This window comes from Reichenbachiella sp. (assembly GCF_039944555.1).
Classification (GTDB): domain Bacteria; phylum Bacteroidota; class Bacteroidia; order Cytophagales; family Cyclobacteriaceae; genus Reichenbachiella.
Window position 1 is genome coordinate 512,390 of record NZ_JBDUYN010000012.1, and the last position, 25,685, is coordinate 538,074.

The window sequence follows — 25,685 nt, forward strand, 5'->3', positions numbered from 1 at the left end:
CCAAAATAACCTGTTCTAAGAACGGTCTACTATTTAAGGTAGGTACATAATTTGAAAGGTATATTTTATGGAAACTATTTTATTTTTTGTAGCTCATAGTCATAATGAGCAATTTTTGGTGAAGCCAATCCAAGGTAATATTTTATTAAATACGTGATATTGCTTTCATCTCTATTTTTATCATTTGAAACGATCCATATATTGTGAATCAATGCCTCTGCTTCTCTTATCACATTATCTAACTCCTGACATTCCAAAGGAGGAAACCCTTCTTCTAATGGACTACTGGTCAATTGCTCAAATTGAGTTCTCTTAGAGCCGATGAATTTTAATAGATCAATATAATTTCCGCTCTTTTCATATTTATCAAAACTTTCACCACTCTCTATGAAAAGTGTTTTAATGTTATTGAAAACCTTATCTGCCTTTTCTAAATACTCACCCTTCGAAAACTCATTATCATTAATAAGATTTGATATGGCAGAAAATTCCATATCCCATTTTATTTCGATCTCATCTAGTTTTTCATCAGCAGTAAAAGGGTGTAATTTGAATTCACACTCACTGTTATTCCATATTGCTCTACAAAATGTTAATCCCCTGTCGACATGTTGAATGCTGTCATAGAAAAAGACGAAAACTACATCAGCATCTTTTTCTTCATATTGCTGTTTTGTTATTTCATTCCTGTGATAATCACTCTTCTTATATTTCTTGATGACCTTTGGGATCATTTTTTTCATTGCATTTCTGCTTTGTGCATGTGTACTTTCAACCAATATTTTGACTTCAACTCGCCTAGCACCAGCATGAGAGTTGTCACCTACATGCATTATTATGTAGTGATTTGGGTTATGATAAATTCTACGAAGTTCAGACTTTGATTTTTCAAGCAATTGTTTCTTTGGAATTTCCATCTTCCAAGCTTCTTCAGTTTTAACAATATTTGTAGCATCTACCAATTGCCAAAAGACACTATTGAAATTGGGTTCATAGATAAGAATGAGAACAGGAAGAGATTGGCTCATCCAATATTCCAAATGCCTGTTTTTTCCTCTATATGTATATCCAGTAGGGGTTTCTTCCTTAAAGTAGCTACTTCCGCTTTTAATTTGAATCGCAAATATTTGACCTGTCGGAACACCATTGTCCACAATTTCAACATGCATATCTATCCCAAAATCAGAAATTGGTTGTTCTCTTTCTATCCATCCAAATTGTTCTAAGAATATTAAAGCTGATCGGTGTATTCCAATTCTTTCTATAGGGTCAAACAAGCTCATTTTTGCTATTATTTGTCTTACACATTAAGTTTCAATTTCTAAACTGCTATTTATCACCGCAGAAATCTTTACTTTCAGAATAACACCAGTGTTCGTGGTCATCTTTGAAAGATTCGAGTTCAATAACAGTTTCAAAAGTTAATAAGTTATCGTCATACTGGGTTTCCAAAGACTCTTCCATCCTGAACCAATCACCAAAAATTGCATCACAGTAATAACATCCAAATGACAAATACGTTTCGTTCGCTGTTTTACTATACCTCCCTTTTACCTCGCCAATCTTCAAGTGCTTTCCTCGCTCTGTTTTTTGAAAGTTCTTTATAGCCTCAATAATTGAAGGGTGTTTTTCCAATGAACCACCATCCCAAAGGTCAGAATCTACATGTAGTTCATCTCCGCATTTCGTGATTAGTCCACGATCTATATTATAAGAGTGTTGTTCTTTGTGGCATTTCCAGCAACTTTTTTCGTAAAACTTAATACTCATTGATTGTCTGGGTTGAGTGGAATGCACCTCACAAAACTTAACTTTACCATTAAAAAGAGAATCCACAAATTCTAATAGCGTAAGTTGTACGAGTTCAAGGTCAACCATTAAGACCTTGTTATCTGATTCATAAATTCTAAAAATTGGAAGTTCTTGACTAGGTTTTGGATGCCTGTCCCAATATCTAAGTTCCTTAGGAATTGTCTTCATAAACCAGCACCCTTTTACATTGCTGTCCTTATATCTTTCTTGCCTTCTCTGAGTTTCATCGGTCGTTTGTTTGCTCCATTGGACTTCAAACGCAATTCTTCTATCATCATTACAAGCAAGGACATCTGCTATCCAATCCTTCTCAGCAAACTCAGGAATTGCTTTCCAATTGTTCTTTTTGCAAGCTTTGATTATTTCCATCTTTGACTTTAGATGCTGAGGGCTTTCAGCTTTGTAATTACAACCGTCTGTGACTCTGTGATAGAAATGATTTAGCCCAAGTTTTGAGGTGCGCATGTTACCTTCCTGATTGCAGCATGGTAGGATAATGGTCTTTGAAGAATTCCTTTTGAGGGCTTTCAATTCAGTCCATTCTTCAGACGAAAGATCAACTGATATTACTTCTAGATTATCAATAATTGCTCTTAGTGGCATAATGGTTGGTTATACAATATAATTTACATCTTGTTCTTTTGAAAAACCAACCAAAATGCATTCAAATTATACAGAGAATTGGAATTGTACGCAGATTCAAATAGCATTGAGAAAAACCCGAAAAATAGAAATTCTCAACATTGAATTATATGGCTCGTTTTGAACGTTCAATAAAAATTGCTTTTGATAAACTCTCAGGAGAAATCTTAAAAGCTGATGAGGTTTTTGAAAAGCCGAAAGATGCGTTTGCGGTCAGGCGGCAATTTCATAAAAATGATGTAGAGCTATATTGTTGTGAGTGTGAGCAAAAATTGAATGTATCGACCAGCAAGTATGATCGGCTGCACTTCAAACATCAGATAGGTTCGGACTATTGCATACTTAAAGATGGTAATCTGACTCCTGAGCAAATCGAACAATTCAATAATATCTTGTACTCTAAAGAGAGTCCAAGGCATAAAGAATTAAAACAAAAAATCGCAGATAGATTATACAAAACGGAAGGCATTATTACTTCATCCATTGCCGTTGACAATAAATTTATTATTAAAGATGGTGAAAAAAGAAGACCTGATGTTTATTGTAAATTCCATGATAAGGAGATAGTCTTTGAAATTCAACTATCAGACCTGTCACTTCGATACATACTCAGTAGATATGAGTTCTACAAAAAGCATGAAATTTACCTAGTATGGATTTTAGATAATTTCGATCTACATAACCAACGACAGTTAGAAAGAGATATTAAATATCTTTCTCATTATGAAAATTTCTTTAAGCTGGATGAAGGGTTAGAGGAATTCAAGCTTGAATGCGACTACAAATATCCTTTCTTAACAGATGATAATGATCTTCGTACAAAATGGCTCAAAAGGTCTATCTCACTCAAAGAATTGAATTTTGATAAAGAATGTTACCAGGTCTACTATTTCAATTTTGCTCTTAAAAAGGAAAAGGAAGAAGAGTATCAAAAAAGAGTAAGTGATGCGATTAAAAAGGAAAAGATTGAGGAAGAAAAAAAGAATAGGAGTAGGCGAGCCGACTTTAAATCCCAACAAATAATTCAAGAAATAAAAACATTAAAAAATAGAGAATCTCAAAATTTCGATCTTGCATTTGAATTGATTTCAGAATTAGATAACTACGAAATTGCTAGATTCAATGAGATACTCGATTTAGAAGGTAGAAATAAAGGAGAGCCTGCATTACATCAATGGATCAGTAATGCCACAAATGATGGCTTGGCATTCATCCGTTTCCTTTTGAATTGCACTCCTATCGGATTTGATGTAAATGAAACTGATCAAAACGGATTTACAGCTTTTCAAAAAATCATTTTAAATAATGAATTGCACAAAACTTTACCTGTTAAGGGTTTATTCCAAAGGAACTATCAGTTAACGAAAGAAGATGAACAGATATATCGCCAATGGGTGAATGATAATACTGAGTGTACAAATGATTGGATTATTTACACCTTTTGTAATAGGTTGAAAAATAGACATTTAATTGATGCTGTTTTTAGGCACTATGCTCTCCTTTACATAATTGAATCAGCCAAATGCCGTGAAATTATTGGATTTAATTACAAAAAAACGGAGTGGATTGCATTTGCCAACAACGCTATCCAACATCACCAAGAACATTGGGAATACATTGAAATAGCCTTTAGGCATTATGGGCTTTGGGAAGTTTTAATTCCATTGGACAAGAAAGGCACATTTCAAAAGAAGGTAGAAAAGTTCTATTCATTAATGCCATCTCAATTATTCGATTTTGATTCCGTTTTTACGGACTTATATCCAGAATTAATGGATTGAAAATTCCTGTTTACTGATTATTCTTTGCTAATATCAATCACAACGGTATCTGAAAAGTCGTCATGCCAGCTCACAGGTCTTTCTTTAAATAAGGAAAGCAAATCAAGCATATCAATCTTATTAAAGTCCTTTTCAACGAATCAGAATAATTGATCTTATCACCATCTCTCGTTTGCCTAATAGTCCTGTGAAATGATACTTATTTAACCAATTAAGTTATGGTAGTAGTAGTCAGCATTTATTCTCAGAAAATTAGCTTCAGGTTGTAGCATTCTTGTGGTTTCTCTGAATGTAAGTTCATTGCCTCCTTCTTTAGAAAATGTTAACCTATAGTAATAAACTACGGTTAGCAATAATGCACTAACTGCGTTAATTGTGTTTTTTAAGTTAGCCTCATTGAAATGTTCATTTCGTTGATGTTTTACGTTATTATAGCTTCTCCACCAAATCGGATTGTTTTCACCTGACCAATTATCCCAAGGTTTCAAGGTTAGACCATATCTGTCAATCACAACTTCCTCAGATATTAATGATGGCAAGTGCTTTTGAATAACACTCTTGTAATCATTTATATTGTTTGCTGATTGAGTGGAGTCTAGTAGATAACACAATTGCTTCATTATTACATCAACCTCTGAAGAGGCTGAGAGTAAAATATGTGTCAATTCAATAGAGTAGGTCGTGAGATTTTCATTTGAAAACTCAATGTATCTTGCGATATTTTCAAGGTCTTTTTCAATTGCCAAAAAGTAATTCCAATGATGCTTAGGAGTTTCGAAATTTATCATGATATTTTTTTAAGCCTGGTTGTTTAGTTTCATTAAACTAATACTCCTTCTAATTTATCAGTTAAAAAAACTGTCTCAAAAATGCTGATTGGAATATCAGATTCCAAATCGAATAGCTGTGATCAATTAAAGGTTGATCAACAATATGATTCATTCTAACGCCTGAATTAAATCTAATACTTTATTGTTGGAAAAATCGTAAATCCTAGAACCTTTACTTTTTTGGCTATTCAAATCTTTCATTTTAGAACCTAGAACCCTTTTTCTTTTTGTATCTTTTAGCTGCTGAATTATTTGATCGAACGTATTGATGTAAAATGCAATAGGTAAAAAATCCAAGCCTAGATCAATTAAGAACAATTCATCAAATGCACCTGTTTTCTTCTTACTCCTGATATTAAGAGGTGCTATCGTTCTGGTTTTTGAATAAGCCGATACTCCTTTTACCTGTACTCTAATTAGCCTTCCCTTTTTTGTCTTATAGCTAATGTCATAAAAAGCTCCAGGTTTAGCATATTCAGCGATAACCTGATAAATATGTTCAATGTAACATTTTGCATAGTATTCCGCTATTACACCTGTTTTTTGATCACCTGTTGGTAATAATTTTTTGCTGCTGTTTTGAATAGATTCAAAATCCCTATAGACTTCTGAATACCGCCTGATTATATCTTTTACCTTGTTGTCCATTGTTTGATTGCATTAATCCAATGTTAGGTAAGAAATTATGATTTTGGATTAGGCTTCATCATTTTATCAACTTGCTCTTTAACCTCCTTGCTTTTGATTTTCCGCTCCTTTTCTTCTTTCATAAATTCTGGTTCTAACACTTCGCTGATGTTCGCATGTTCAAATTTATTCATGGATTTAATTAAATGAATATCATCCAATTTGATATACTTTTTCATGACTTCATACGAACTATGCCCAGTCATATCCATTATTGATGGTATATCTATTCCCACCTTGATGGCGAAGGTGATAAAAGTGTCTCTAGCATTATGAGAAGACAATAGTTGCCATTTGAAATACTCTTTCTCTTCTGGCTCATTTATCCCCTTATAATGCTTCACTTTTATTTTTGTATTAAACTTTAAGTATTCAAACAGTTTTTTTAATTGTCGATTATAGTGTTGGCTCGACATTTTCAAATTTGAAGTGTCATTATCGTATTTTTCAAGAATGAACGATGAGTATTCATTCAAAGGGATTTTACAAAGGTTTTCAGTCTTTGTTGTTTCAGTTTTTACAGGCTCAATATATATTATACCACCTTTAATATTATTTTCATTTACACGAAATAAATCTGAAAACCTCAAGCCAGTAGCACACCCAAAAAGAAAGGCATCGTTGACTTTTTGAAGTATATTGTTTGGATCGGAAAATCCATAGACTTTCTTATATTTTTCAAATTCGATTAGTTTACCAAATTCCTGAGGAGTGAGGGGCAGAGGCGGTGAACTGTGAGTTTTTACTTTTCCAAAATCTTTATTTCTAAAAGTGTCGGAAAGATTAATTTTATATTCCTCTTTTCGCTCATAATAATGGTTGAAAATTATTTTTAAGGTCGTAAATGATTTCTGAATGGTATTTGGGTCAAATCCTTCTTTTGAATGCCAAATTTTAAGCTCGTCCGAAAAAAGTATATCAACATCTTCAAAAGTGAGAATGACTCCTTTTGATTTTTGAAACCTAATCAATCTGTTTTTGATAGTAATAAATTCCTTATAACTACTTCTTTTAGTACCTATTGATTTTCTGTATTGGATATAATCTTCAATAAATTCTTCCAAGCTTTTGGGGCTTGCTTGGTTAGCTGTACTTGCCAGTGGAGTTTTATTATAATAATCAAATTTTGCCCTTATATCCCTATTCTTTTCTTCAGATAGCTTATCACCAGAAAGAATTTTAGATTTCGAAAAAGACCAATTTTTTGGTAGTACTTTTATGCCACTGTTTTTACGTGTTCTCTTCCTTTTACCTTTCTCATAGGTTGATATTTCTACATAGACTATACATTCCCCGTTTGAATCAGTCTGTTTAGGCAGTATCATCAATTTGATCATTGTCTATTGTAATATTTTAGACTTGTTTATTGCACTTTATAGTACCAATATATTCAATTATTTAAGATTTAGTACCACAAAAACCGCATTTAAATGGTGTAAGATTGATTATTCAAATCCTGTCATTCCGACAAGAAAAGGCCGCTTTTTAGCGGTCTTTTTCTTTTGGTGTTATGCTGTGGTGTTATTTTTGGAAGACAAATCACCAGTCACCCCATCCTTAAAGTGAATTATCAGTTTCCGAGTTTTCCTTTTACCTTTATGAAGGTAAAATCACCTAACCTATATCTCATGAAAAAGACTCTAACCAAAGACACCATCAATTCACATGATGACTATAACATTTGGCGACTTGAAATAAAGGCTGAAATTGATTCGGAAAAAGGTATAATCGAGGACTTTAATATCAATCAAGCTCACCCTTTAATCTATGAATTGGTAGGTAAGGCAGTTGAAAAATTAAAGTACGCCAATTTAATGCATGATTTTAGTGAAAGGACCGAATGGAATAAATCATCTGATTCAGATCGCATTCTAATAGACATTTTTTTTAGCAGGGTAAATAAGCCAGAATAGTCTGATCGAACTGTTAAAAATCATGTATTGCTTCATTGGTAACATTAATAACCAAGTTTAGTAAAAACCAGAGTAACTAATCCAATTAAAAGGAAGGCGAGTTGCAACCAATTCCCTTTTAATCCTGATCTTTCTAGCATTGACGGTTTCTTTACTGTTGGTATAGAAATTTTATTAAATAGGTCGTCATGCTGTTTTTCTAGATTGTCTTCAAGGAAAAGGATTAATTTATTATAATTATTAATCGCTCTCCATTTTCTTTCACAGGTATATAGCAGCCAGACTATGTTAAGAACAATTACAAACAAGAAACAAATAACACTAATTCGAATCTTAAAGTCGTCCATATATTCGTTTTCAAATATATAGTACAGTGCAGCAGTTGAAAGTGAAAGTTGTATTACATCCAATCTAGCAGAATCAACATTTAGACTCTTTGCTTCACTTTCTAGGTGTCTGATGTATTTTTCCTTTTTGTGTTTATTTTCTATATTCATATTTTGAGGAAAGGGTTGGAAACTAACACCAATATAATGATTCTGTTGGGCAAAAGGTTATGGTGAAATGCGGTTTACGGCATGAATAAGAAATAGTTCAAAAGCATTAGGGACGTGGAGGTCGTACGGTTCGACACATCGACGGTTCGGCGTTCCGATTCAAATCCTGTCATTCCGACCATCTAAAGCCCTTCGCCTATTGGCGAGGGGCTTTTTCATTTCTCCGTCCCACAAACCTGACAGGTTTTGCTTTCCAGAATTGGCTGAAGTTCAGGCCTTTAGTTTCGCTTCCGGCTTAAACCTGTCAGGTTTTCAGCCATAGACTAGAGGGAGACAGGAGCTTTCCTTTTCCAAACATCATACACATTGCACTGAAAAAGCTATACGAGCGACCGAGGTCGCCGCATTGACGTCCGTATCGGTGAAGATAAAACCTTCCGGCTGTGGTGGAGGTGATAAAAAACCTAACAATATCGGAAGCGTTATCTATTGCGAATCGTTATATTTGATAAAGTGTTTATTATGAGCAGAGTTGATCTTAGAGACGAAATCCATCAATATATAGACAAGGCAGATGATCGTATCCTGCAGTTAATTTATGGCATGATGCAAGCTGATCTATCAGAAGAAGATTATGAACTTAGTGAGGCTCATAAGCAGGTCTTAGATGAAAGACTAACTGCTCATAAATCGAATCCCCAAACAGGCTCTAACTGGAAAGAAGCGAAAGAAAGAATATCCAATCAACTATGAACTATGAGTTAATCATCAAACCGGCCGCAGAGCAGGATTTGATTGAGATAGCCCAATGGTATGAATCGCAAAGCGCTGGACTAGGTAAGCGTTTTTTAGAAGCGATAGAGGTAAAGGTCTTGTTTATTGAATCAAACCCCGAACTCTATCAGAAAAGGTATAAAGAAGTCAGATTTGCTTTGGTGAAGCGTTTTCCATATGCGATCCATTATACCATAGAAAGCCAGAAGGTGTATGTGCATGCCGTTCTAAGTACGTACAAAGATTCGATTGTCTGGAAAGAAAGAAACCCTTGAATTTAATCCTTATGACACCAACCTTACCCCTCCCCACCAATCCGCTCGACCTTCTCCAAACAAAGCTTTTCAGTCAGTTCCCGAAGAGATTGCACATGATTGGCTAGCGTGAGAAGTTCTGCTTCAGTGATCTGGTATTCATCCATTTTGTAGCGGGCGTCGACATAGGCGCTACGCAGTTTTTCGAATAAGCGGGTTTCCTCCTTCGTGCTACGGGGGAACACATCGAATCGCGCATCGCAGTTTCGGACACGCAGATCCAGTCGCTCCAGGTCGTGCTCCTTGGGACGGTAGTCGGTGTACATCAGTAGGATGGTGGTGTAGTAGCGCTCGGTGGCCTGGTGAAGCATAAAGGCGGCCTTACCTAAATAAACCGTGTCCTGATCAATCTTAGAATAATTGTGTTCGTAATCTTCGTAAAATGTATTCGCACTTTTAAACCACTGATCGAAGTAGTCTTGCCCTTTTTGCCGGGCTTCGGCAGGGGAGAGTTTCTTTGGGTTTTGCAGTTGAAACTGACCGGAGTCATAAAGGAAGATGCCTTCTTTCTTGATGTCTTGAAAAAAGTAACTGCCTTCGGACAAAGACTGGTTGAGGTGCTTGATCGAGTGAAAGATCAGGCTGATGGGGGTTTTTACGAGGCTTCTTTCTACCAGCTTTTGCTTGAGCTCGGTTTCTATCTTGTAGTTCTGCTTAAGGTCGTCGTGAGTGGTGACCACCAGCAGGTCGTAGTCGCTTAGGTATTCGTAAGTGATTCCTTTTTCCACATACCGATCTTCGACGAAGGTGCCTTTGGCATAGCTGCCAAAGAGGATCACCATTTCCACGGCCTTTTGTGCCATGAGCAGATGGGTGATTTTGTCCAGCTCTCTTTGTTTTTGTTGGGGTAGGTTTTCCGGTAGTTTATTCACGACCACAAAGTAAAAAATAATTTGGATTTACTTCTCTAAGCGCCCCAGTATGTAATAAAGAAAAATAGGGCACTACTAAGAGCTAGAATCAAAACCTGTCAACTTTTTTCAGGACGCCTCACGATGTGTCAAACGGCGAGCAAAAATATGCGAGCTCGAAGCAAAAAGCTTCGAACGGGGTGTTCCGAGCTTCGAACAGGGGGTAAAAAGACTCGAGCTCGAAGAAAAATACTCCCTGCAGGCAGTAAAAAGGTACCTGCGGGGAGCAAATAGATGCGAGCAGCAAGCAAAAAGGTGCGAACTCGGAGTAAAAAGACTCGAACAGGGAGCTCGGAGGTGCCTGCAGGGAGCTCAGAGGTGGGGAGGGGTACTTATATAGGTGGGGGAGGGTACCTCCGAGGTACCCCTCCCCACTTCTGAAGTACCCCCCTTTAGACATTATGTTTCTGCTTTGGCTTCCTATTGTGTATTTGGTGCATACCGAATCTACTTGCTACCGGAAAGAGGTCACGACTACCAAAAATTATCGAGGCAACGAGGCCTATGTGCCAATAATTGATTTTTCGTAACTTTCAAACCATGAAAAAAATCCTGCTTGTTCTGTTCTTGTTTTTGCTTGCTTTGGCTGAGGGCCAAGCACAAAACCTGACACTCATGACCTACAACATCCGACTCACGCTTGAGAGTGATGAAGAGAATGTATGGGAGCAGAGAAAAGACCTCGTCCTCGGACAAATAAAAGAATATCATCCCGGAGTTATCGGTATGCAGGAAGGACTACCCAACCAAATCGCTTTCCTCAATGAAGCATTGTCCGGTTATACCTATGAGGGTGTGCCCCGAGATGACGGTGTTGAGAAGGGAGAGCATTGCGCCATCTTTTATGACAGTACTAGATTCAGGAAAAGAGAGGGCAGCACTTTTTGGTTGTCCGAAACTCCTGATCGACCATCCAAAGGCTGGGATGCGGCCTATACCAGAATCTGCACTTATATCCTTTTGAATAATAAACTGACCGGAAAATCCTTTTGGATATTTAATACACATCTGGATAACCGAGGTGAGGAGGCCAGAAGAGAGGCATTGAAACTGATTTTGGATAAAATGGCAAAAGTCAATAAGAACGGCAACCCTGTGATTCTCATGGGTGACTTTAATTTTGAACCTTCATCGGGTTTGATGTCACTTATTGAGGTTGAAATGAAGGATTCAAGAGCCATCAGCCGGACGGTTCCCAAAGGCCCTGTGGGTACCTTCAATGGATTCGAATGGTCAGAGTTCTATTCAAGGCGCATTGATTATATCTTCCTTAGTGGGGAATCATTGGCAGTCGAGCGATATGAAGTAATTCAGGAGTCGCAAGATCGCAAATATCCTTCCGACCATTTTCCTGTACTTATTGAATTGGCACCCTTTTGACTGGTCTTCTTCTCCGGTTTCCGAAAAATGTTTTCATAAAGTTTTGAATAAGTGAAAATACGCCTATTCTTTGATTCTTGCATTTATTCAATGTTTTTATAGCGCAAAAAGCAAACTTCAAATTGGCCTTTAATTGGCTTCTTAAGAACATGTTCAATGCTAAAGATTGGCTTCGCCTAGTGGATTTTACCTAATTTCAATTAGTTAAATTAAGGGGAGACAGGTCTGCGACTTGTCCAGCTTGATTTCTAAATAGTTTTGGGAATAGCCACATTGGAGCAGATGGCAAAGGTCGTTTCTCGGTGTGGCTTTATTCGTTAAAACCAGGACCTAACCTGACAAAACTATCAGAGTCAGACCCCGGCGGATCAATAAACGAATCATGAACATAGCTCGCTTCATCGCCCTTGCACCTCTATTACTATCCTTGTTGTTTGGCTGCATAGAAAATATGCCCATTAGACACGTACTTGTGAACTCTCCTTCGACCAACATCCGAGTGGAGTTGTTTTCCAATCCCGAAGGAAATTTAATTTATAAAGTATTTCACAACAACCAGCTACTGATAGACGAATCACAATTGGGGTTTGAATTTACCGATATGCCTGACCTGCGCGATGAAATGATTATTGTGGATACCTCCTATCAAAATTATGACGGCGTGTGGGAACTGCCCTGGGGCGAGAAAAAGCAGGTAGTAGATCGCTATCGGCAAATGAATGTTTGGATAAAAGAACTCAAAGCACCAGGAAGAATGATGAATATTATATTCAGAGTATATGATGATGGTATTGGGTTCAGATATTCTTTTCCTGAGCAGGCGAACATGCAAACAGCCAGCATCTCCAATGAAATAACGCAGTTCAAATTGACCTCAGACCCAACCACATGGTGGATCCCAGGTGATTGGGATAGCTATGAACACTTATACAATAAAACCAGGTTGTCGGAGATCAATGCAATCAGTAAGCGAAACCATGGTAATCTGGGACAAACTTATATTCCCGAGAATGCAGTGAATACGCCGGTAACCATGCGAACTGACAAGGGTATTCATGTAGCTATACATGAGGCAAACCTGACAGATTACGCAGGGATGACTTTGAAAGTCGATACAGTCGGCTTATTCTTTCAGAGTAGTTTGGTTGGCTCAGACAACGCTTATAAAGTGGTGCGAGATTTACCTTTTGAAACACCCTGGCGGACGATACAGATTGCTGAGCAAGCCACCGGGCTGCTCGAGTCCGATTTGATTCTGAATCTGAACGAACCCAATAGCCTGGAAGATGTCTCATGGATAAAGCCAATGAAATATTTAGGCATCTGGTGGCAGATGCATATTGGTATTTACTCCTGGCACAACAAGGGAAGCGACCATGGAGCAACCACTGATCATACCAAAAAGCTAATTGATTTTGCAGCCGACAATGGTTTCGGAGGGGTGTTGGCCGAGGGCTGGAATACGGGCTGGGGGGAGCGTGTAGCCTACGAAGATAAAGAAGGTGTTTTTGATTTTGTGACGCCATCTTTTGATTTTGACCTTAGGCAAGTGGCCGAATATGGAAAAGAAAAAGGTGTGCAGCTCATCATGCATCATGAGACTAATTCAGCCCCAAGGTTCTACGAGCAGCAACTGGATACCGCTTTTTCTCTTATGCAAAGCCTGGGTCTTCATACCGTAAAATCCGGATACGTGGGTAAAATTTTGCCGAAAGGCGAACACCATCACGGCCAATGGATGGTCAATCACTATAGAAAGGTGGTGGAAACCGCAGCTAAATATCAGGTGGCTATGAATGTACACGAACCTATAAAGGACACAGGCATCCGGCGTACCTATCCGAATATGCTTTCCCGGGAAGGGCTAAGAGGACAGGAATTTAATGCGTGGTCAGTAGAGGGGGGTAATCCACCTGAGCATATTCCCAGTGTGGTTTTTACGCGCATGCTTGGCGGACCTATTGATTACACACCCGGGATTTTCAACTTAACATTGAAACCGCATAGAAGTTCAAATCGGGTACAGACCACTCTGGCACATCAACTAGCCCTTTACGTGGTATTGTACAGCCCGGTACAAATGGCTCCAGATTTGATTAATTATTATGAAGGACATCCGGCCTTTCAGTTTGTAAGAGATGTAGCCGTGGATTGGGAAGAAACAAAAGTATTGAACGGCGAGGTTGGGGACTATGTGACCATCGCTCGAAAGGAGAGAAGTTCGGACAGATGGTTTATTGGCAGCGTGACGGACGAAAACGCCAGAACCTTAGCCATTGACCTCGATTTTCTGGATCCGGAAGTACAATATAAGATGACTATTTATACTGATGGAGAAGCGGCAGACTTTGATGTGAATCCCACGGATTACCTGATAGATAGCTATATCGTAAATGCTACATCCGGGTTGACGCTAACCCTGGCGCGTGGAGGAGGTTGTGCTATACATCTGGAGCCTGCTACGGCAGAGGACATGGCCAACTTAAGGCGCTGGCTATGATTTGTGAATGACTACAGTAGCTTATTAGTCATTAAGTTGTTTTGGTGATTCTAACATCGAACTAAATCCTATATATTTAGGTTCGTATAGATGCTAAGACCGACCATAAGTATAACTGCGCGATCTCATAACTATAGGTTAGAAGAATGATCTTGTTGAACCATTGTTTAGTCTTTCTATTACAGATTGTCCCTATTCCTGATAATGGAGATGAGGTGGTCTTGACTATGAACAATCTGTACCATTTCGAAGACAAGGAGCGCACCTATACCTTTCAGCAAGTTTCAGACAGCTCTTTCAAGAAATTTGAATTGAATGCGGATTTTCAGCCGAACAACTATGAGGTAAATTCTGCCTACTGGGTAAAACTGTCCCTGGACATACCTGAGGGTGAAAAAAAGTACCTTATTGAGTTTTACGATCAGACTATTGATAGTCTGGACCTGTATATCCGTGCGCCTGATGGAAGCCTGCGTTCGATTTTTTTAGGGGATGCCAGATCCTTTTCGGATAAGCCCATCCGCCATAAGAACTTCGAAGTCTTGCTCAATGACTCTGGTGTGCATACCTGCTACTTTCGGATCGCCAGCTATCACTATGCTGACGTCAGAATTGCGATCAGGAGCATCAATCATTTTGTGTACTATGCGCTTACCGAGTACTTTATCTATGGGATTTTTTACGGTATGATTATGATTATCTCCGTGTATAATCTGCTGATTTATATTGCCATCAGAGAGCCCAAGTACCTCTATTATACATTTTATATTCTTAGTGTAGGGCTCTACGCGATGTGCATAGATGGCATAGCTTTTCAGTACCTTTGGCCCTTTTGGCCGGAGTGGAATCAGATTGCCTATGGCGTGGCCCTCTTTCTGGTTATTTTTTGGTCCATCATATTTTCTAAGGCCTTCCTGAAAACCAAGACGAGGGTACCAAGGATCAACAAATTGCTCAATGTAATCCTGGTACTCAGGGTACTTTTGTTTTTGTATGCGCTCATTTGGAACAACAGCTTTTTTCAGTATCGAAACATTGAGATTGTACCACTTACAGTGACCTTTTACGCCAGCATATTGGTATTGAGGGGAGGATACAAACCTGCCCGTTTTTTCGTTGTGGCCTATGGGTTTTTATTCCTGGGTTTTTTGATAAAAGCACTATTGATGATATCCAGTGTGCCCTTTTCTTTGCCTCACAGTTATTACACTTTGCACTCCTCATTTGTTTTTGAAATGATCTTTCTGACTTTCGCCTTGAGCGATAGGGTGCGGATCCTAAAGTCGAACAGAGATAAAGCGCTGAAGAGAACAATTCTTCAGCATGAGGAGAACATGAAACTGAAAGACAAAGTCAATCGTGAACTGGAGTCGAAGGTAAAGGAGAGGACAAAGGAGATAGCTGAAAAGAATGAACTGCTGGAACAAACCAATCAGCAGATCACTAAACAAAGTGAAGAAATCGGGCAAATCAATTCCCTATTGGACCTGGACAACTGGAAACTTCGCAACAACATCAGGGACATTCAGAAAGAGCGGCTAATGAACAAGCGGCTTACCTATGAAGAGTTTCAGGAGGTCTTCAAAGATGGCGCAGCATGCATGAAGTTTCTGGCTGAGTACAAATGGTCAGACGGATATTATTGCTCGAAATGCGACAACGAAAAGTACTTCCCCGGCCAAGGCCTGTTTGCCAGAAGATGTACAAAATGTGGCTACAACGAAACCTCCACGACCAACACTATTTTTCATGCCACTAAGTTCCCCATAGAGAAGGCTTTCTATCTGCTTTACAACACGATCAATGATGACGGATCTTCCCTTGACAAATTATCCGAAAAACTTAATGTGCGTAGAAACACGGTATGGAACTTTAAAAAGAAAATTACGAACCGTCTGATTGAAAATCCCACGGAGCTAAAGAACTTTTTCCGAATACTCGAATCAGATCATCATACAGTGTAAATGGATTTTTATACTAAAATAGGGTAAAAACGAGTGAAGAAATCAGTCAAATTTCAATCTTGTTTTTATAAAAATCAAACCACCCTGACAAACACAAAAAATGCCACTTTGATGCATTAATCGATGTTTTTTTTGTGGGATAAGCCTACATGAAGAATAGTCTGTTTTGGCCTTCTTAGTAGGCATATTACTATCAATTATTTGTTTGTGCTCTTTACTTTCATCTAACTTCAAAGTGTTAAACGATTTGAAATAAACAATTCTGCTTATGATTAGAAGCCTACTATTTTTTATAAGTTTTTCTTTTCCTTTTATAGTCCTTGCGCAGGAAGTGAGTGTCACTGGCACGGTGGTTTCTGTTGAAGATCAGACTGGTCTTCCGGGAGCATCGGTTCTTATACAAGGAACTACACAAGGAACGACCACAGATGTAGATGGGAAGTTTATCCTGACTATACCTGATGGGTCCACTCATCTGGTTTTTTCATCCGTAGGATTTCTGCCTCAGACTACTGCTATAGCTGGAAGATCGGTCATTGATATAGTCATGGAGCTTGACGTTCAGCAGTTGGAAGAAATTGTAGTCATTGGATACGGTTCTGTAAGAAAGAGCGATTTGACCGGCTCAGTTTCTTCGGTGAAATCAGACGACCTGATGAAAATCCCTTCTTCTTCACCTGAGCAAGCCCTGCAAGGCAAGATGGCCGGTGTACGAGTGACCAGTAACTCCGGAGCACCCGGTGCCGCACCTACTGTTCGGATTCGAGGAGTAGGCACATTTGGTAATCCAGACCCTATCTACGTGGTAGATGGTGTCATCCTGGACGACATCACCTTTCTCAACTCTGCCGATATAGAATCGATGGAAGTGCTGAAAGACGCTTCGTCCACCGCTATGTATGGGTCGCGAGGAGCAAACGGTGTAATCATGGTAACCACAAAACGTGGATCAAAAACCGGAGCTCCTACAGTTAATCTTATTACTGAATACAATGTGCAGCAGGTACAAAAGCAAGTGGATTTGCTAAATGCAAGAGAGTTTGCTACCGTAATCAATCAAATTCAGCCAGGCACCTTCAATAATTTGTCCTTGCTTCCTGATGTTGACTGGCAAAATGAAGTTTACCGATCACAAGCGCCCATTTACAATGCCCAGCTATCGGCAAGTGGCTCCGGGGAAAAAACAAATTATTATGTGGGCGCCGGTTATTTCAAACAAGAGGGAATTATTCCTAAGTCGAACTACGAAAAGATCACCTTAAAAATAAATAATGACTATTTCCTAAGTGATTATGTCAAGCTGGGTCACAACATTGGCATCACCATGTTTGACCAGCAAAATACCTCCAATGTGGTGGCATCTACTTTGCGCGCCTACCCTACTGATATACCACTTGGCGGTCCGGATGGATTTGCCGAGGTACGTGGAAATGGCAACCCATTGGCTGCCATCGCATTTACCAATGACTTTAGAAAAGGACGAAGAGTAGTCGGCAATTTCTACGGGGAAGTGAAATTTCTTAAAAACTTTACGATCAGAAGTAGTTTTGGCGTTGACTATGAAAATGCCAACAGTCAGAATTTCACACCAGTATTTTTTGTTTCTCCTCAGCAAAACAATGATGAGACGCGTCTAAATAAAAGTCGATTTACAAAAGAAAATTGGCTTTGGGAGAATACCATTAATTATCATTTAAACCTATCGGATCATTCCATAGATGTGCTAGCAGGATATACCTCGCAAGAGGATAATGAAGAAACCCTGGGAGGCAGCAGTGCCAATCTGCTTCGTGATGACATTCTTTATTTGTCCAATGATCAGACCGATTTGCTGATCACTAATACGGCTAAGATCAAATCTCTAGTTTCATACCTGTTTCGTGTGAACTATGTAGCTTTTGATAAATACCTCTTCACCGCGACATTCCGTCGTGATGGTTCCTCCATTTTCGCCTCGGACAGGCGCTGGGGTAATTTCCCTTCTTTTGCCGCTGGTTGGAGAGTCTCCGATGAATCATTTTTCGATGGATTGGGATTGATATCAAATCTGAAAGTAAGAGGAAGCTGGGGAATAGTGGGTAACGACAAAGTGGAGGCGAATGATCGATTCACACTCATTCAGAACGAAGTTGGAGCTGTTTTCGGAGAGGACGAAACCCTCTATCCGGGATCTACATACGGCACCACCGGCAACCCAAAGATCAAATGGGAAGAAGCACGTCAGACAGATGTGGGAGTAGAGATTGGACTCTGGCAAGATAAGCTGTCTCTCGAATTCGATTACTATAGAAAAGTAACTGAAGATATTTTGATCACCTTGGCGTTGCCCGGCCATTTTGGAAATGGGTCATTTGCCACGACCAGATTCAACGCAGCAGATGTACTGAATCGTGGTTTTGAATTTAGTACAAGCTGGAAGGACCAGATAGGAGACTTCAGATACGAAATTCGGGCGGTTGGTTCTACTGTGTACAACGAGGTCATCAAAATGGGAGATACCTTCGACGACAATCCGCAGCCTATGGGTAACCTGGGTAACGGTCAAAATGTGAAAAGAGTAGCCCTGGGAAACCCCATTGGATATTTCTATGGTTATAAGGTGGCCGGAATTTTTCAAAACGAAGATGACCTGGGCCAATTTCCCAGAATTGCTTCACAAGGTGTAGGTGATTTTATTTATGAGGACATTGACAATGACGGTGCAATTACACCCGACGATCGAACATTTATCGGCTCTCCAATACCAGATTTTATCTACGGGTTTAGCCTGAATGGGTCGTACAAAGACTTCAGTTTGTCTCTGGATTTTCAGGGAGAAACAGGACGAGAAATTTACAACGGCAAAAATGCCGTGAGGGCCGGTCAGTACAACTACGAAGCCAGCGTTCTGAATGCATGGAATGGTGAAAATACCAGCAACAGTGAGCCCCGGGTTTCTTCAGGTGGGGTAAACTACAGTCAATCCGATTGGTTTATTCAGGATGGCTCGTTTCTCAGGCTGAGGAGTGCGACTATTGGGTACTCAGTGCCCAGTCAGTTTCTGCCCAAATTCAAGCGACAGAATTTCCAGTTGTACCTGAGAGGGACAAACCTATTCACACTTACCGATTATACTGGATACACACCAGAAATTGGAGGTGATATCAATATGAATGGCATTGATACCGGCCTATATCCGGTAACCAGTGTCTATACCGTTGGGCTCAATTTGACTTTATAAAAATCATGATTACGAAAAACATAAAAATTTTAGTTACCGTAGCGGCGATCTTTATTACAGTGGGATGCAAGGAAGATTTTCTGGAAAACCCACCATTGACCACCATTACGGACGAGACCTTTCCAGCATCTTCAAATGATGCCTATCTGGTCACTAATGCTGCCTACAACACCATGCGAAATTGGTGGTATATGGGAGGGTATCCGTTAGCCGGAATCATGTCAGATGATCAGACCAAGGGAAGCGAAGATGGGTCTAACCCTGATCTTCAAGCCTTTGAAAGTTTCACATTTGGCGCAAGCCACGGCTATATATTGGCCTGGTATCAAACTCTATTTCAGGCTGTTAGAAGGGCCAACATTGTTATTTACGGGATTCAGGATATTGCAATGGATGATGCGGTGAGGAATCAGTATATAGCTGAAGCCAGCTTCATTAGAGCTTATACCTACTTCACGCTGGTTCGTGTTTTTGGAGATGTTCCAATGATACAGACATTAATTCCGGAAAGAATTGAACCAAGGTCAACTGTCAGTGACATATATGATCAAATCATAATTCCTGACCTGCTTCAAAGCATTGACATATTGCCAGAAAAAAGTGGTCAAACCGCTGTTGATAGAGGTCGAGTGACGAAAGGTGCAGCCAAGGCGTTGTTGGCCAGGGTATACCTACACAGGGGAGATTTCGATAATACCGAAAAGTACGCCTTGGAAGTGATCAATTCTGCTCAGTACAGTTTGGACGCCGACTACTCGCGTGTATTTTCTGTGGAAGGCCAGTTTGGTTCAGGATCCATTTTTGAGCTTGCTTCTTTGCCGGAAGGTTATGGCCAGGGTGGAAACCAATTTGGGAATACGCAAGGCGTAAGAGGCACACCTAATTGGGGTTGGGGTTTCGGACGCCCCAGCTGGGATTATATCAATACATTCGAACCAAACGACCCAAGGTTGGACGCCTCAGTTATTTTCCTCGGTGAAGTACTCAGTGGACAGGTGATCCTGGGTAATACGCTCACCACCGATACCACGCGTGTAGATGGAGCCATAGTTGAGATCGAATGTTATAGTCAAAAAGTATATGTAGAGGGCTCGACGGCCACCGCAGATAATTTCGGTCACAATAGAAGAATATTAAGATATGCAGATGTTCTTCTCATGGCGGCAGAAGCCCTAAACGAAAACGACAATCCGGTGCAGGCACTCATCTACTTGAATATGGTTCGCGAGCGAGCCAGAGGAGGTAATGCGGCCATTTTACCCGATGTCACCACTACTGACAAGGCCTTGCTGAGAAGTGCTATCTGGCAAGAAAGAAGAGTAGAACTCGCCTTCGAAAACCTAAGATATTATGATCTGAAAAGACAAAACAGAATGGCCGAAGTATTAGGCCCGCTCGGTTTTACCTCAGGCAAGAATGAATTACTTCCGATACCTCAGCAGGAGATTGATTTATCAGGAGGGATTCTAGAACAAAACCAAAACTATGGACTTTAAAAGGTCCGAAAAAAATTATGTTTTACATTAAAGCTATTTTGTTATGAAAATTAAAAATTTACTTTTTACCCTGGTGATCGCCCTCGGAACAGCCACATACTTTACTGGCTGTAGCGATGATGATCCCGCAGCTACCTTTACGCTAGTCAGTCTCACGGCCGGAGATATTGACCTGGCAGCAGTGACCTCGGCAACTGAAGTACCTGAGGACGCAGATATCGTTGCAGTTTTTTCATCTACTGTTGATGCTACTACGGCCACAGATGCCACACTGACCATCACGGATGGGGATGGCAATAGTGTGTCATATACAGTGACAGTAAGTGGTGCGACCGTTACCTTATCCCCGACCACGGAATGGGATCAGGGTACACAATTTACCATTGCGCTGGCAGCAACCATTGCAGGAGAAAACGGAGCCAAATTTGAAGGCAACTCTCTATCTTTTAGGACATCGGGAATATTTGTGCCAAACAAAGAGAATCAGGTACTTTATATCAATTTCGATAATTCCACTACGGCTGATGATACTGAAAAACACACTGTGACTACAGTTGGTACTATGCAGTTTGCTGAAGACAGAAGAGCTACCGCAAATGGTGCCGCCTACTTTGATGGATCAGGCAACATTGTAGAAGTAGCAGCTGCGACAGATCTTGTTGAAGGTTCGCTTACAATTAGCTACTGGTTCAAAACAGAATCTGCAGATTACGACGGAGGTACTGGTACCGGATCACCTCAAACCCGCTTCCTGATGGGACTAGGTGTTGAAAAAGGATATTTTCTGGAAATTGGCAGAAGATCTAATGATCCATCGGCTGATGGTTTCAATGAATTCTTCCTCAAATATGCTACCAATCAGGTCAATGTTGGAAACAATGCAGCGGATGTGCCTGAGGCAACTGCCTGGACTGAGATCAACTCGCAGATTACTGTCAACTTCGAAGACGGCGTTACAAGTGGGTGGAGTTTTGCCCTGGATCAGCTGCAAGAAGATCCTCCAAACAGAGCTTATGTAGGAGATCAGATCATGGGCAAGTGGACTCATTTGGTCATGACCGTTGATGCCACCACCAGGTCGAAAACCTTTTATGTAAATGGTGTGAAGTGGGCGTCTTTTCAATGGATTGGTTCTGGAGCAGATTGGTTGTTTGGAGACCTCAGCCTCAAAACACTAAATAACGATGGGTCTGCTGTCGATGGGATTGAAGGCTCTTTGGCGCTTGGATTTGCCGGATCTTCAACCAACACCGCTACAGGTTGGGCTAACCATGCAACCAATTTGACTAATGACGCTGAACAAAAGAAGTTCTTTAAAGGAGCTATTGATCAGGTAAGGATATTCAGCACGGTAATGAACGATGCAGATATCTTGTCTCTATATGAAAACGAAAAATAAGTAGTCAATTTATGGCTGTCTCAAAAATTAAAAGTGAATAGTTTTTGAGGCAGCTTTTTTATTCTTGGAACCAATTATTTCAATGAGGCAATTGTTCTTACTCTTTCTATTTTTTTCTTTTATCTCATGTACCAGTGAAGAAGGCGGTGACACACCCTCACAGCAAAATTTACAACTGATTTCAGTTCATGTGGGAGGAGAAGAGCTTTCAATAGATGGACCTAATGAAGGTCTGCCATTAGATCAATCGATCGTTTTTCGTTTCGCACAGGCTATTCTAACATCATCGGTAGAATCCGCGATTACCTTAACGGCAGATGATGGATCAATTGTAGCACTTGAGTTTTCTTACCTGGATGACAACAAATCTGTATCTATATCTACAGACCCCTTGTCAGAAGGTGTTTCCTATACCGTAGACGTCACTAGTGAATTGATGGGGGCTAATGGAGAGGTTATCAATGAAATAAAAATAACCTTTTCGACTTTGATTGTTCCCTTGCAGGTCAATGAGATTACCATTGACGGTATATCGGTTGACAAAGATGAGCGAATCAAAGATGTGAGCCGGTCACCTGAAATTCAAATGATTTTTTCAGAACCAGTGACAGTTGCAGACCTAACCAATCAAATAGAGGTAAAACTTGGAAGCCTCAAACCCACTTACGAATTGTCTCAAGTGAGTGGGAATACGCTCAAGCTCAAAGTGACAGAAGAGCTGCTGGGTTATCGGGAGTACACTTTAGCTATTTCTGACGAGTTGACCAATAGCGAAAACAAACCATTCGAGGGTTATTCATTAGAATTCTTTACAAAATTAGACAGCACACTCAAGTTCACCGAAATCACAGATGACCTACTGCTAACTAAAATACAGGAACAAACTTTCAAATACTTTTGGGACTTCGCACATCCATCAAGCGGGCTGATCCGTGAGCGAAATACCTCAGCTGATTTGGTTACGATAGGTGGCTCCGGATTTGGTCTTATGACTATCCTCGTTGGTATAGAGCGAGGGTTTATCACAAGGACGGAAGGTGTAGAGAGATTAGAAACTATTGTTGACTTTCTCCAAACCAAAGCCGAAAGATTTCATGGCGTATGGCCACACTGGCTGAGTGGAAGTACGGGAAAGACTATTCCCTTCAGCACCAACGATGACGGTGGCGATCTGGTAGAAACCTCCTTTATGGTGCAAGGATTGCTGACTGTAAGACAATATCTAAACGCCTCAGATGCCACCGAACTGCCCATTCAAACTAAAATAAACCAACTCTGCGATGAAGTGGAGTGGGATTGGTATACACAAGGAGGACAGGATATTTTGTATTGGCATTGGTCAGAAAACTTTGGATGGGAGAAGAACCATAAAATTACGGGCTGGAATGAAGCACTCATTACGTATGTATTGGCCGCCTCTTCTACCACACATCCTGTTTCAAAAGAAGTATACACCTCAGGGTGGTCGAGAGACGGTGACATGGTCAATACATCAGGAAGTCAATTTTTTGAACAACAGCTTCAACTACGATCAGATATGGGAGGGCCATTGTTTTTTTCCCATTATTCCTTCTTAGGTCTGGATCCTCGAAATTTGGAAGATCAGTACGCAGATTATTGGCAACAAAATGTAAGCCATTCGCTCATCAATCAGGCTTATTGCCAGGTCAATCCTAAGAATTATATTGGTTATGCAGCGTACAGTTGGGGACTCACCGCCAGTGACAATGATCAGGGATATTCTGCCCATTCCCCCAACAATGATTTGGGTGTGATTACACCAACAGCTGCCATCTCATCCCTGCCTTATACACCTGAAGAATCCATGAAAGCCATTAGACATTTCTATTACATTTTGGGTGACAGGCTCTGGGGCGATTATGGTTTTGTTGATGCATTTAACATTACAGAAAATTGGACGGCTAGCTCCTATCTGGCGATCGATCAGGGACCCATTATTATTATGATTGAGAACCACAGGACAGGATTGCTCTGGGATCTTTTTATGTCTGCGCCGGAAGTCCAGGCGGGTTTGACCAAACTCGATTTTACCTCTTTTAATAAACCATAATTACGAATGAAACCGACATGTAAAATAATTGGCCGCATCGGCGGGCTGTCACCTGAGAGTGATTATGTCATGGAGGTTCCATGTGACCAATAAAAATCAAATTATAACACATGAAAATAGTCTTTTTGAAATTTATGATTTTGTTGTCAGGTCTTATGATAGCACTCCTGTCCATTTTGCTTACGGATTGTACCGGAAGGAGTAGTGGATCAGAAAGTATAGAATCAACTGAATCCAAAAGCCTAAACATAAGTGATGACTCGCTATTGACCTTAGTTCAATATCAGACATTTCAATACTTCTGGGATGGTGCCGAACCCACTTTTGGGTTAGCTCGAGAGAGAGTTCACATGGACAATATCTATCCTGCGCACGACAAGAATATTGTCACCTCAGGGGGCACAGGGTTTGGGTTAATGGCTATTCTAGTCGGTGTTGAAAGAGGGTTTATCACCAGAGAGCAAGCTTTCGAGAGGTTCAAAAAAATTGTTGATTTTCTAGAAAATGCTGATCGATTTCATGGTGTTTTCCCTCATTGGTGGCAGGGAGAGACTGGCAAAGCCATCGCATTTAGCAAAAAGGATGACGGCGGAGACCTGGTCGAAACAGCATTTCTTGCGCAAGGCCTCCTTACCGTTCGCCAGTATTTTCAGTTTGGAGATGCCAAAGAAAAAGAATTGGTAAAACGCATTGACAAGATTTGGAAAGAGATCGAATGGAATTGGCACACTAAAAACGGTGAAAATGTTCTTTACTGGCACTGGTCTCCAAATTTTGGATGGGATATGAATTTCCCCGTAGGTGGTTATAACGAAGCCTTGATCATGTATGTGTTGGCGGCTTCATCTCCAACTTACGGAATCGAACCTGAGGTTTATCATGAGGGATGGGCAAGAAAGGGAGCGATTGAAACCGATGAGACTTATCAGGGATATGATCTGGTTCTTGATCATTACGAGCATGACGGCAGTAAGGTAGGCCCTTTGTTTTGGGCGCACTATTCCTATTTGGGACTCAACCCGACGACGTTAAAAGATCAGTATGGCGAGTATTGGATCCTCAATCAAAGCCAGGTAGGCGTCCATTATGACCATTGTGTAAACAACCCGAATGGATATAAAGGATATTCGAAGGACAACTGGGGGCTTACCTCCAGCTATTCGGTAAAGGGCTATAAAAGTCACAGACCGGATCAGGACGTGGGTGTTATTTCACCCACGGCGGCCTTGTCTTCGTTTCCCTATTCCCCTAAGGAAAGCATGGATATGCTGAAATTTTTATACGCACCTGATCAGGACTCCCTGATTGGTAAATACGGCCCTTACGACGCGTATAGTTTTGAGCATAGCTGGCACCTACCTCGATACCTCGCCATTGATCAGGGCCCAATACCTGTGATGATAGAAAATCATAGAACGGGACTATTGTGGAAATTATTTATGTCATGCCCGGAAGTCCAACAGGGACTCGACAAACTGGGATTTACCTACTAGA

The 25,685-nt window shown here is 40.2% G+C and carries 19 protein-coding genes; 12 read left to right on the forward strand and 7 right to left on the reverse strand.

Annotated features, from left to right (window positions below):
• Positions 1-74 precede the first annotated feature (74 nt).
• Positions 75-1,283, reverse strand: a complete 1,209-nt coding sequence (locus ABJD64_RS19815; RefSeq protein WP_348180513.1) for a DUF4365 domain-containing protein — start codon at positions 1,281-1,283, stop codon at positions 75-77.
• A gap of 46 nt (positions 1,284-1,329) precedes the next feature.
• On the reverse strand, positions 1,330-2,415 hold the full coding sequence (locus ABJD64_RS19820; protein WP_348180512.1) for a competence protein CoiA family protein: 1,086 nt from the start codon (positions 2,413-2,415) through the stop codon (positions 1,330-1,332).
• A 149-nt stretch (positions 2,416-2,564) separates the two neighbouring features.
• Here ABJD64_RS19820 and ABJD64_RS19825 point away from each other — a divergent pair, with 149 nt between their 5' ends.
• Positions 2,565-4,235 (forward strand): DUF6035 family protein, encoded by a 1,671-nt coding sequence (locus tag ABJD64_RS19825; RefSeq protein WP_348180511.1) that lies wholly within the window; start codon positions 2,565-2,567, stop codon positions 4,233-4,235.
• Positions 4,236-4,438: 203 nt separating this feature from the next.
• Here the strand turns inward: ABJD64_RS19825 and ABJD64_RS19830 are convergent, their stop codons facing one another.
• The 3 genes from ABJD64_RS19830 to ABJD64_RS19840 form a co-directional block, all read right to left on the reverse strand.
• A complete protein-coding gene (locus ABJD64_RS19830; protein ID WP_348180510.1) occupies positions 4,439-5,023 on the reverse strand; it encodes a hypothetical protein in 585 nt (194 codons plus the stop codon).
• A 150-nt stretch (positions 5,024-5,173) separates the two neighbouring features.
• Positions 5,174-5,713: a hypothetical protein gene (locus tag ABJD64_RS19835; protein WP_348180509.1), complete on the reverse strand. Its 540-nt coding sequence runs from the start codon at positions 5,711-5,713 to the stop codon at positions 5,174-5,176.
• Between the two features lie 35 nt (positions 5,714-5,748).
• Entirely contained in the window at positions 5,749-7,089 is a 1,341-nt protein-coding gene (locus ABJD64_RS19840; protein WP_348195344.1) for a tyrosine-type recombinase/integrase, read from the reverse strand.
• Positions 7,090-7,380: 291 nt separating this feature from the next.
• On the opposite strand from ABJD64_RS19840, the gene ABJD64_RS19845 reads away from it, so the two are divergent.
• Positions 7,381-7,665: a hypothetical protein gene (locus ABJD64_RS19845; protein WP_348180507.1), complete on the forward strand. Its 285-nt coding sequence runs from the start codon at positions 7,381-7,383 to the stop codon at positions 7,663-7,665.
• 44 nt (positions 7,666-7,709) lie between these two features.
• On the opposite strand, the gene ABJD64_RS19850 is transcribed toward ABJD64_RS19845, so the two are convergent.
• Entirely contained in the window at positions 7,710-8,162 is a 453-nt protein-coding gene (locus ABJD64_RS19850) for a hypothetical protein (protein WP_348180506.1), read from the reverse strand.
• 522 nt (positions 8,163-8,684) lie between these two features.
• Between ABJD64_RS19850 and ABJD64_RS19855 the strand changes: the two genes are divergently transcribed.
• Positions 8,685-8,915 carry an addiction module protein gene (locus ABJD64_RS19855; protein WP_348180505.1) on the forward strand — a complete coding sequence of 77 codons (231 nt, stop codon included), beginning with the start codon at positions 8,685-8,687 and terminating at the stop codon, positions 8,913-8,915.
• Positions 8,912-9,211, forward strand: coding sequence for a type II toxin-antitoxin system RelE/ParE family toxin (locus tag ABJD64_RS19860; protein ID WP_348180504.1), 300 nt, complete (start codon positions 8,912-8,914; stop codon positions 9,209-9,211). Before ABJD64_RS19855 ends, ABJD64_RS19860 begins: the two co-directional genes overlap by 4 nt.
• A 23-nt stretch (positions 9,212-9,234) precedes the next feature.
• On the opposite strand, the gene ABJD64_RS19865 is transcribed toward ABJD64_RS19860, so the two are convergent.
• On the reverse strand, positions 9,235-10,122 hold the full coding sequence (locus tag ABJD64_RS19865; protein ID WP_348180503.1) for a HEPN domain-containing protein: 888 nt from the start codon (positions 10,120-10,122) through the stop codon (positions 9,235-9,237).
• A gap of 579 nt (positions 10,123-10,701) precedes the next feature.
• On the opposite strand from ABJD64_RS19865, the gene ABJD64_RS19870 reads away from it, so the two are divergent.
• The 8 genes from ABJD64_RS19870 (at position 10,702) to ABJD64_RS19905 (ending at position 25,684) form a co-directional block, all read left to right on the forward strand.
• Positions 10,702-11,541, forward strand: coding sequence for an endonuclease/exonuclease/phosphatase family protein (locus ABJD64_RS19870; protein ID WP_348180502.1), 840 nt, complete (start codon positions 10,702-10,704; stop codon positions 11,539-11,541).
• 382 nt (positions 11,542-11,923) lie between these two features.
• Positions 11,924-14,041 carry a glycoside hydrolase family 97 protein gene (locus ABJD64_RS19875; protein ID WP_348180501.1) on the forward strand — a complete coding sequence of 706 codons (2,118 nt, stop codon included), beginning with the start codon at positions 11,924-11,926 and terminating at the stop codon, positions 14,039-14,041.
• A 227-nt stretch (positions 14,042-14,268) separates the two neighbouring features.
• Complete coding sequence (locus tag ABJD64_RS19880) at positions 14,269-16,005, forward strand: 7TM diverse intracellular signaling domain-containing protein (protein ID WP_348180500.1); 1,737 nt, start codon at positions 14,269-14,271, stop codon at positions 16,003-16,005.
• 268 nt (positions 16,006-16,273) lie between these two features.
• Positions 16,274-19,225 carry a TonB-dependent receptor gene (locus ABJD64_RS19885; protein ID WP_348180499.1) on the forward strand — a complete coding sequence of 984 codons (2,952 nt, stop codon included), beginning with the start codon at positions 16,274-16,276 and terminating at the stop codon, positions 19,223-19,225.
• A 5-nt stretch (positions 19,226-19,230) separates the two neighbouring features.
• On the forward strand, positions 19,231-20,721 hold the full coding sequence (locus tag ABJD64_RS19890; protein WP_348180498.1) for a RagB/SusD family nutrient uptake outer membrane protein: 1,491 nt from the start codon (positions 19,231-19,233) through the stop codon (positions 20,719-20,721).
• 43 nt (positions 20,722-20,764) lie between these two features.
• Positions 20,765-22,120, forward strand: coding sequence for an Ig-like domain-containing protein (locus ABJD64_RS19895; protein WP_348180497.1), 1,356 nt, complete (start codon positions 20,765-20,767; stop codon positions 22,118-22,120).
• Between the two features lie 82 nt (positions 22,121-22,202).
• Positions 22,203-24,191 (forward strand): glucoamylase family protein, encoded by a 1,989-nt coding sequence (locus tag ABJD64_RS19900; protein WP_348180496.1) that lies wholly within the window; start codon positions 22,203-22,205, stop codon positions 24,189-24,191.
• A 110-nt stretch (positions 24,192-24,301) separates the two neighbouring features.
• Positions 24,302-25,684, forward strand: a complete 1,383-nt coding sequence (locus ABJD64_RS19905; RefSeq protein WP_348180495.1) for a glucoamylase family protein — start codon at positions 24,302-24,304, stop codon at positions 25,682-25,684.
• Position 25,685 lies beyond the last annotated feature (1 nt).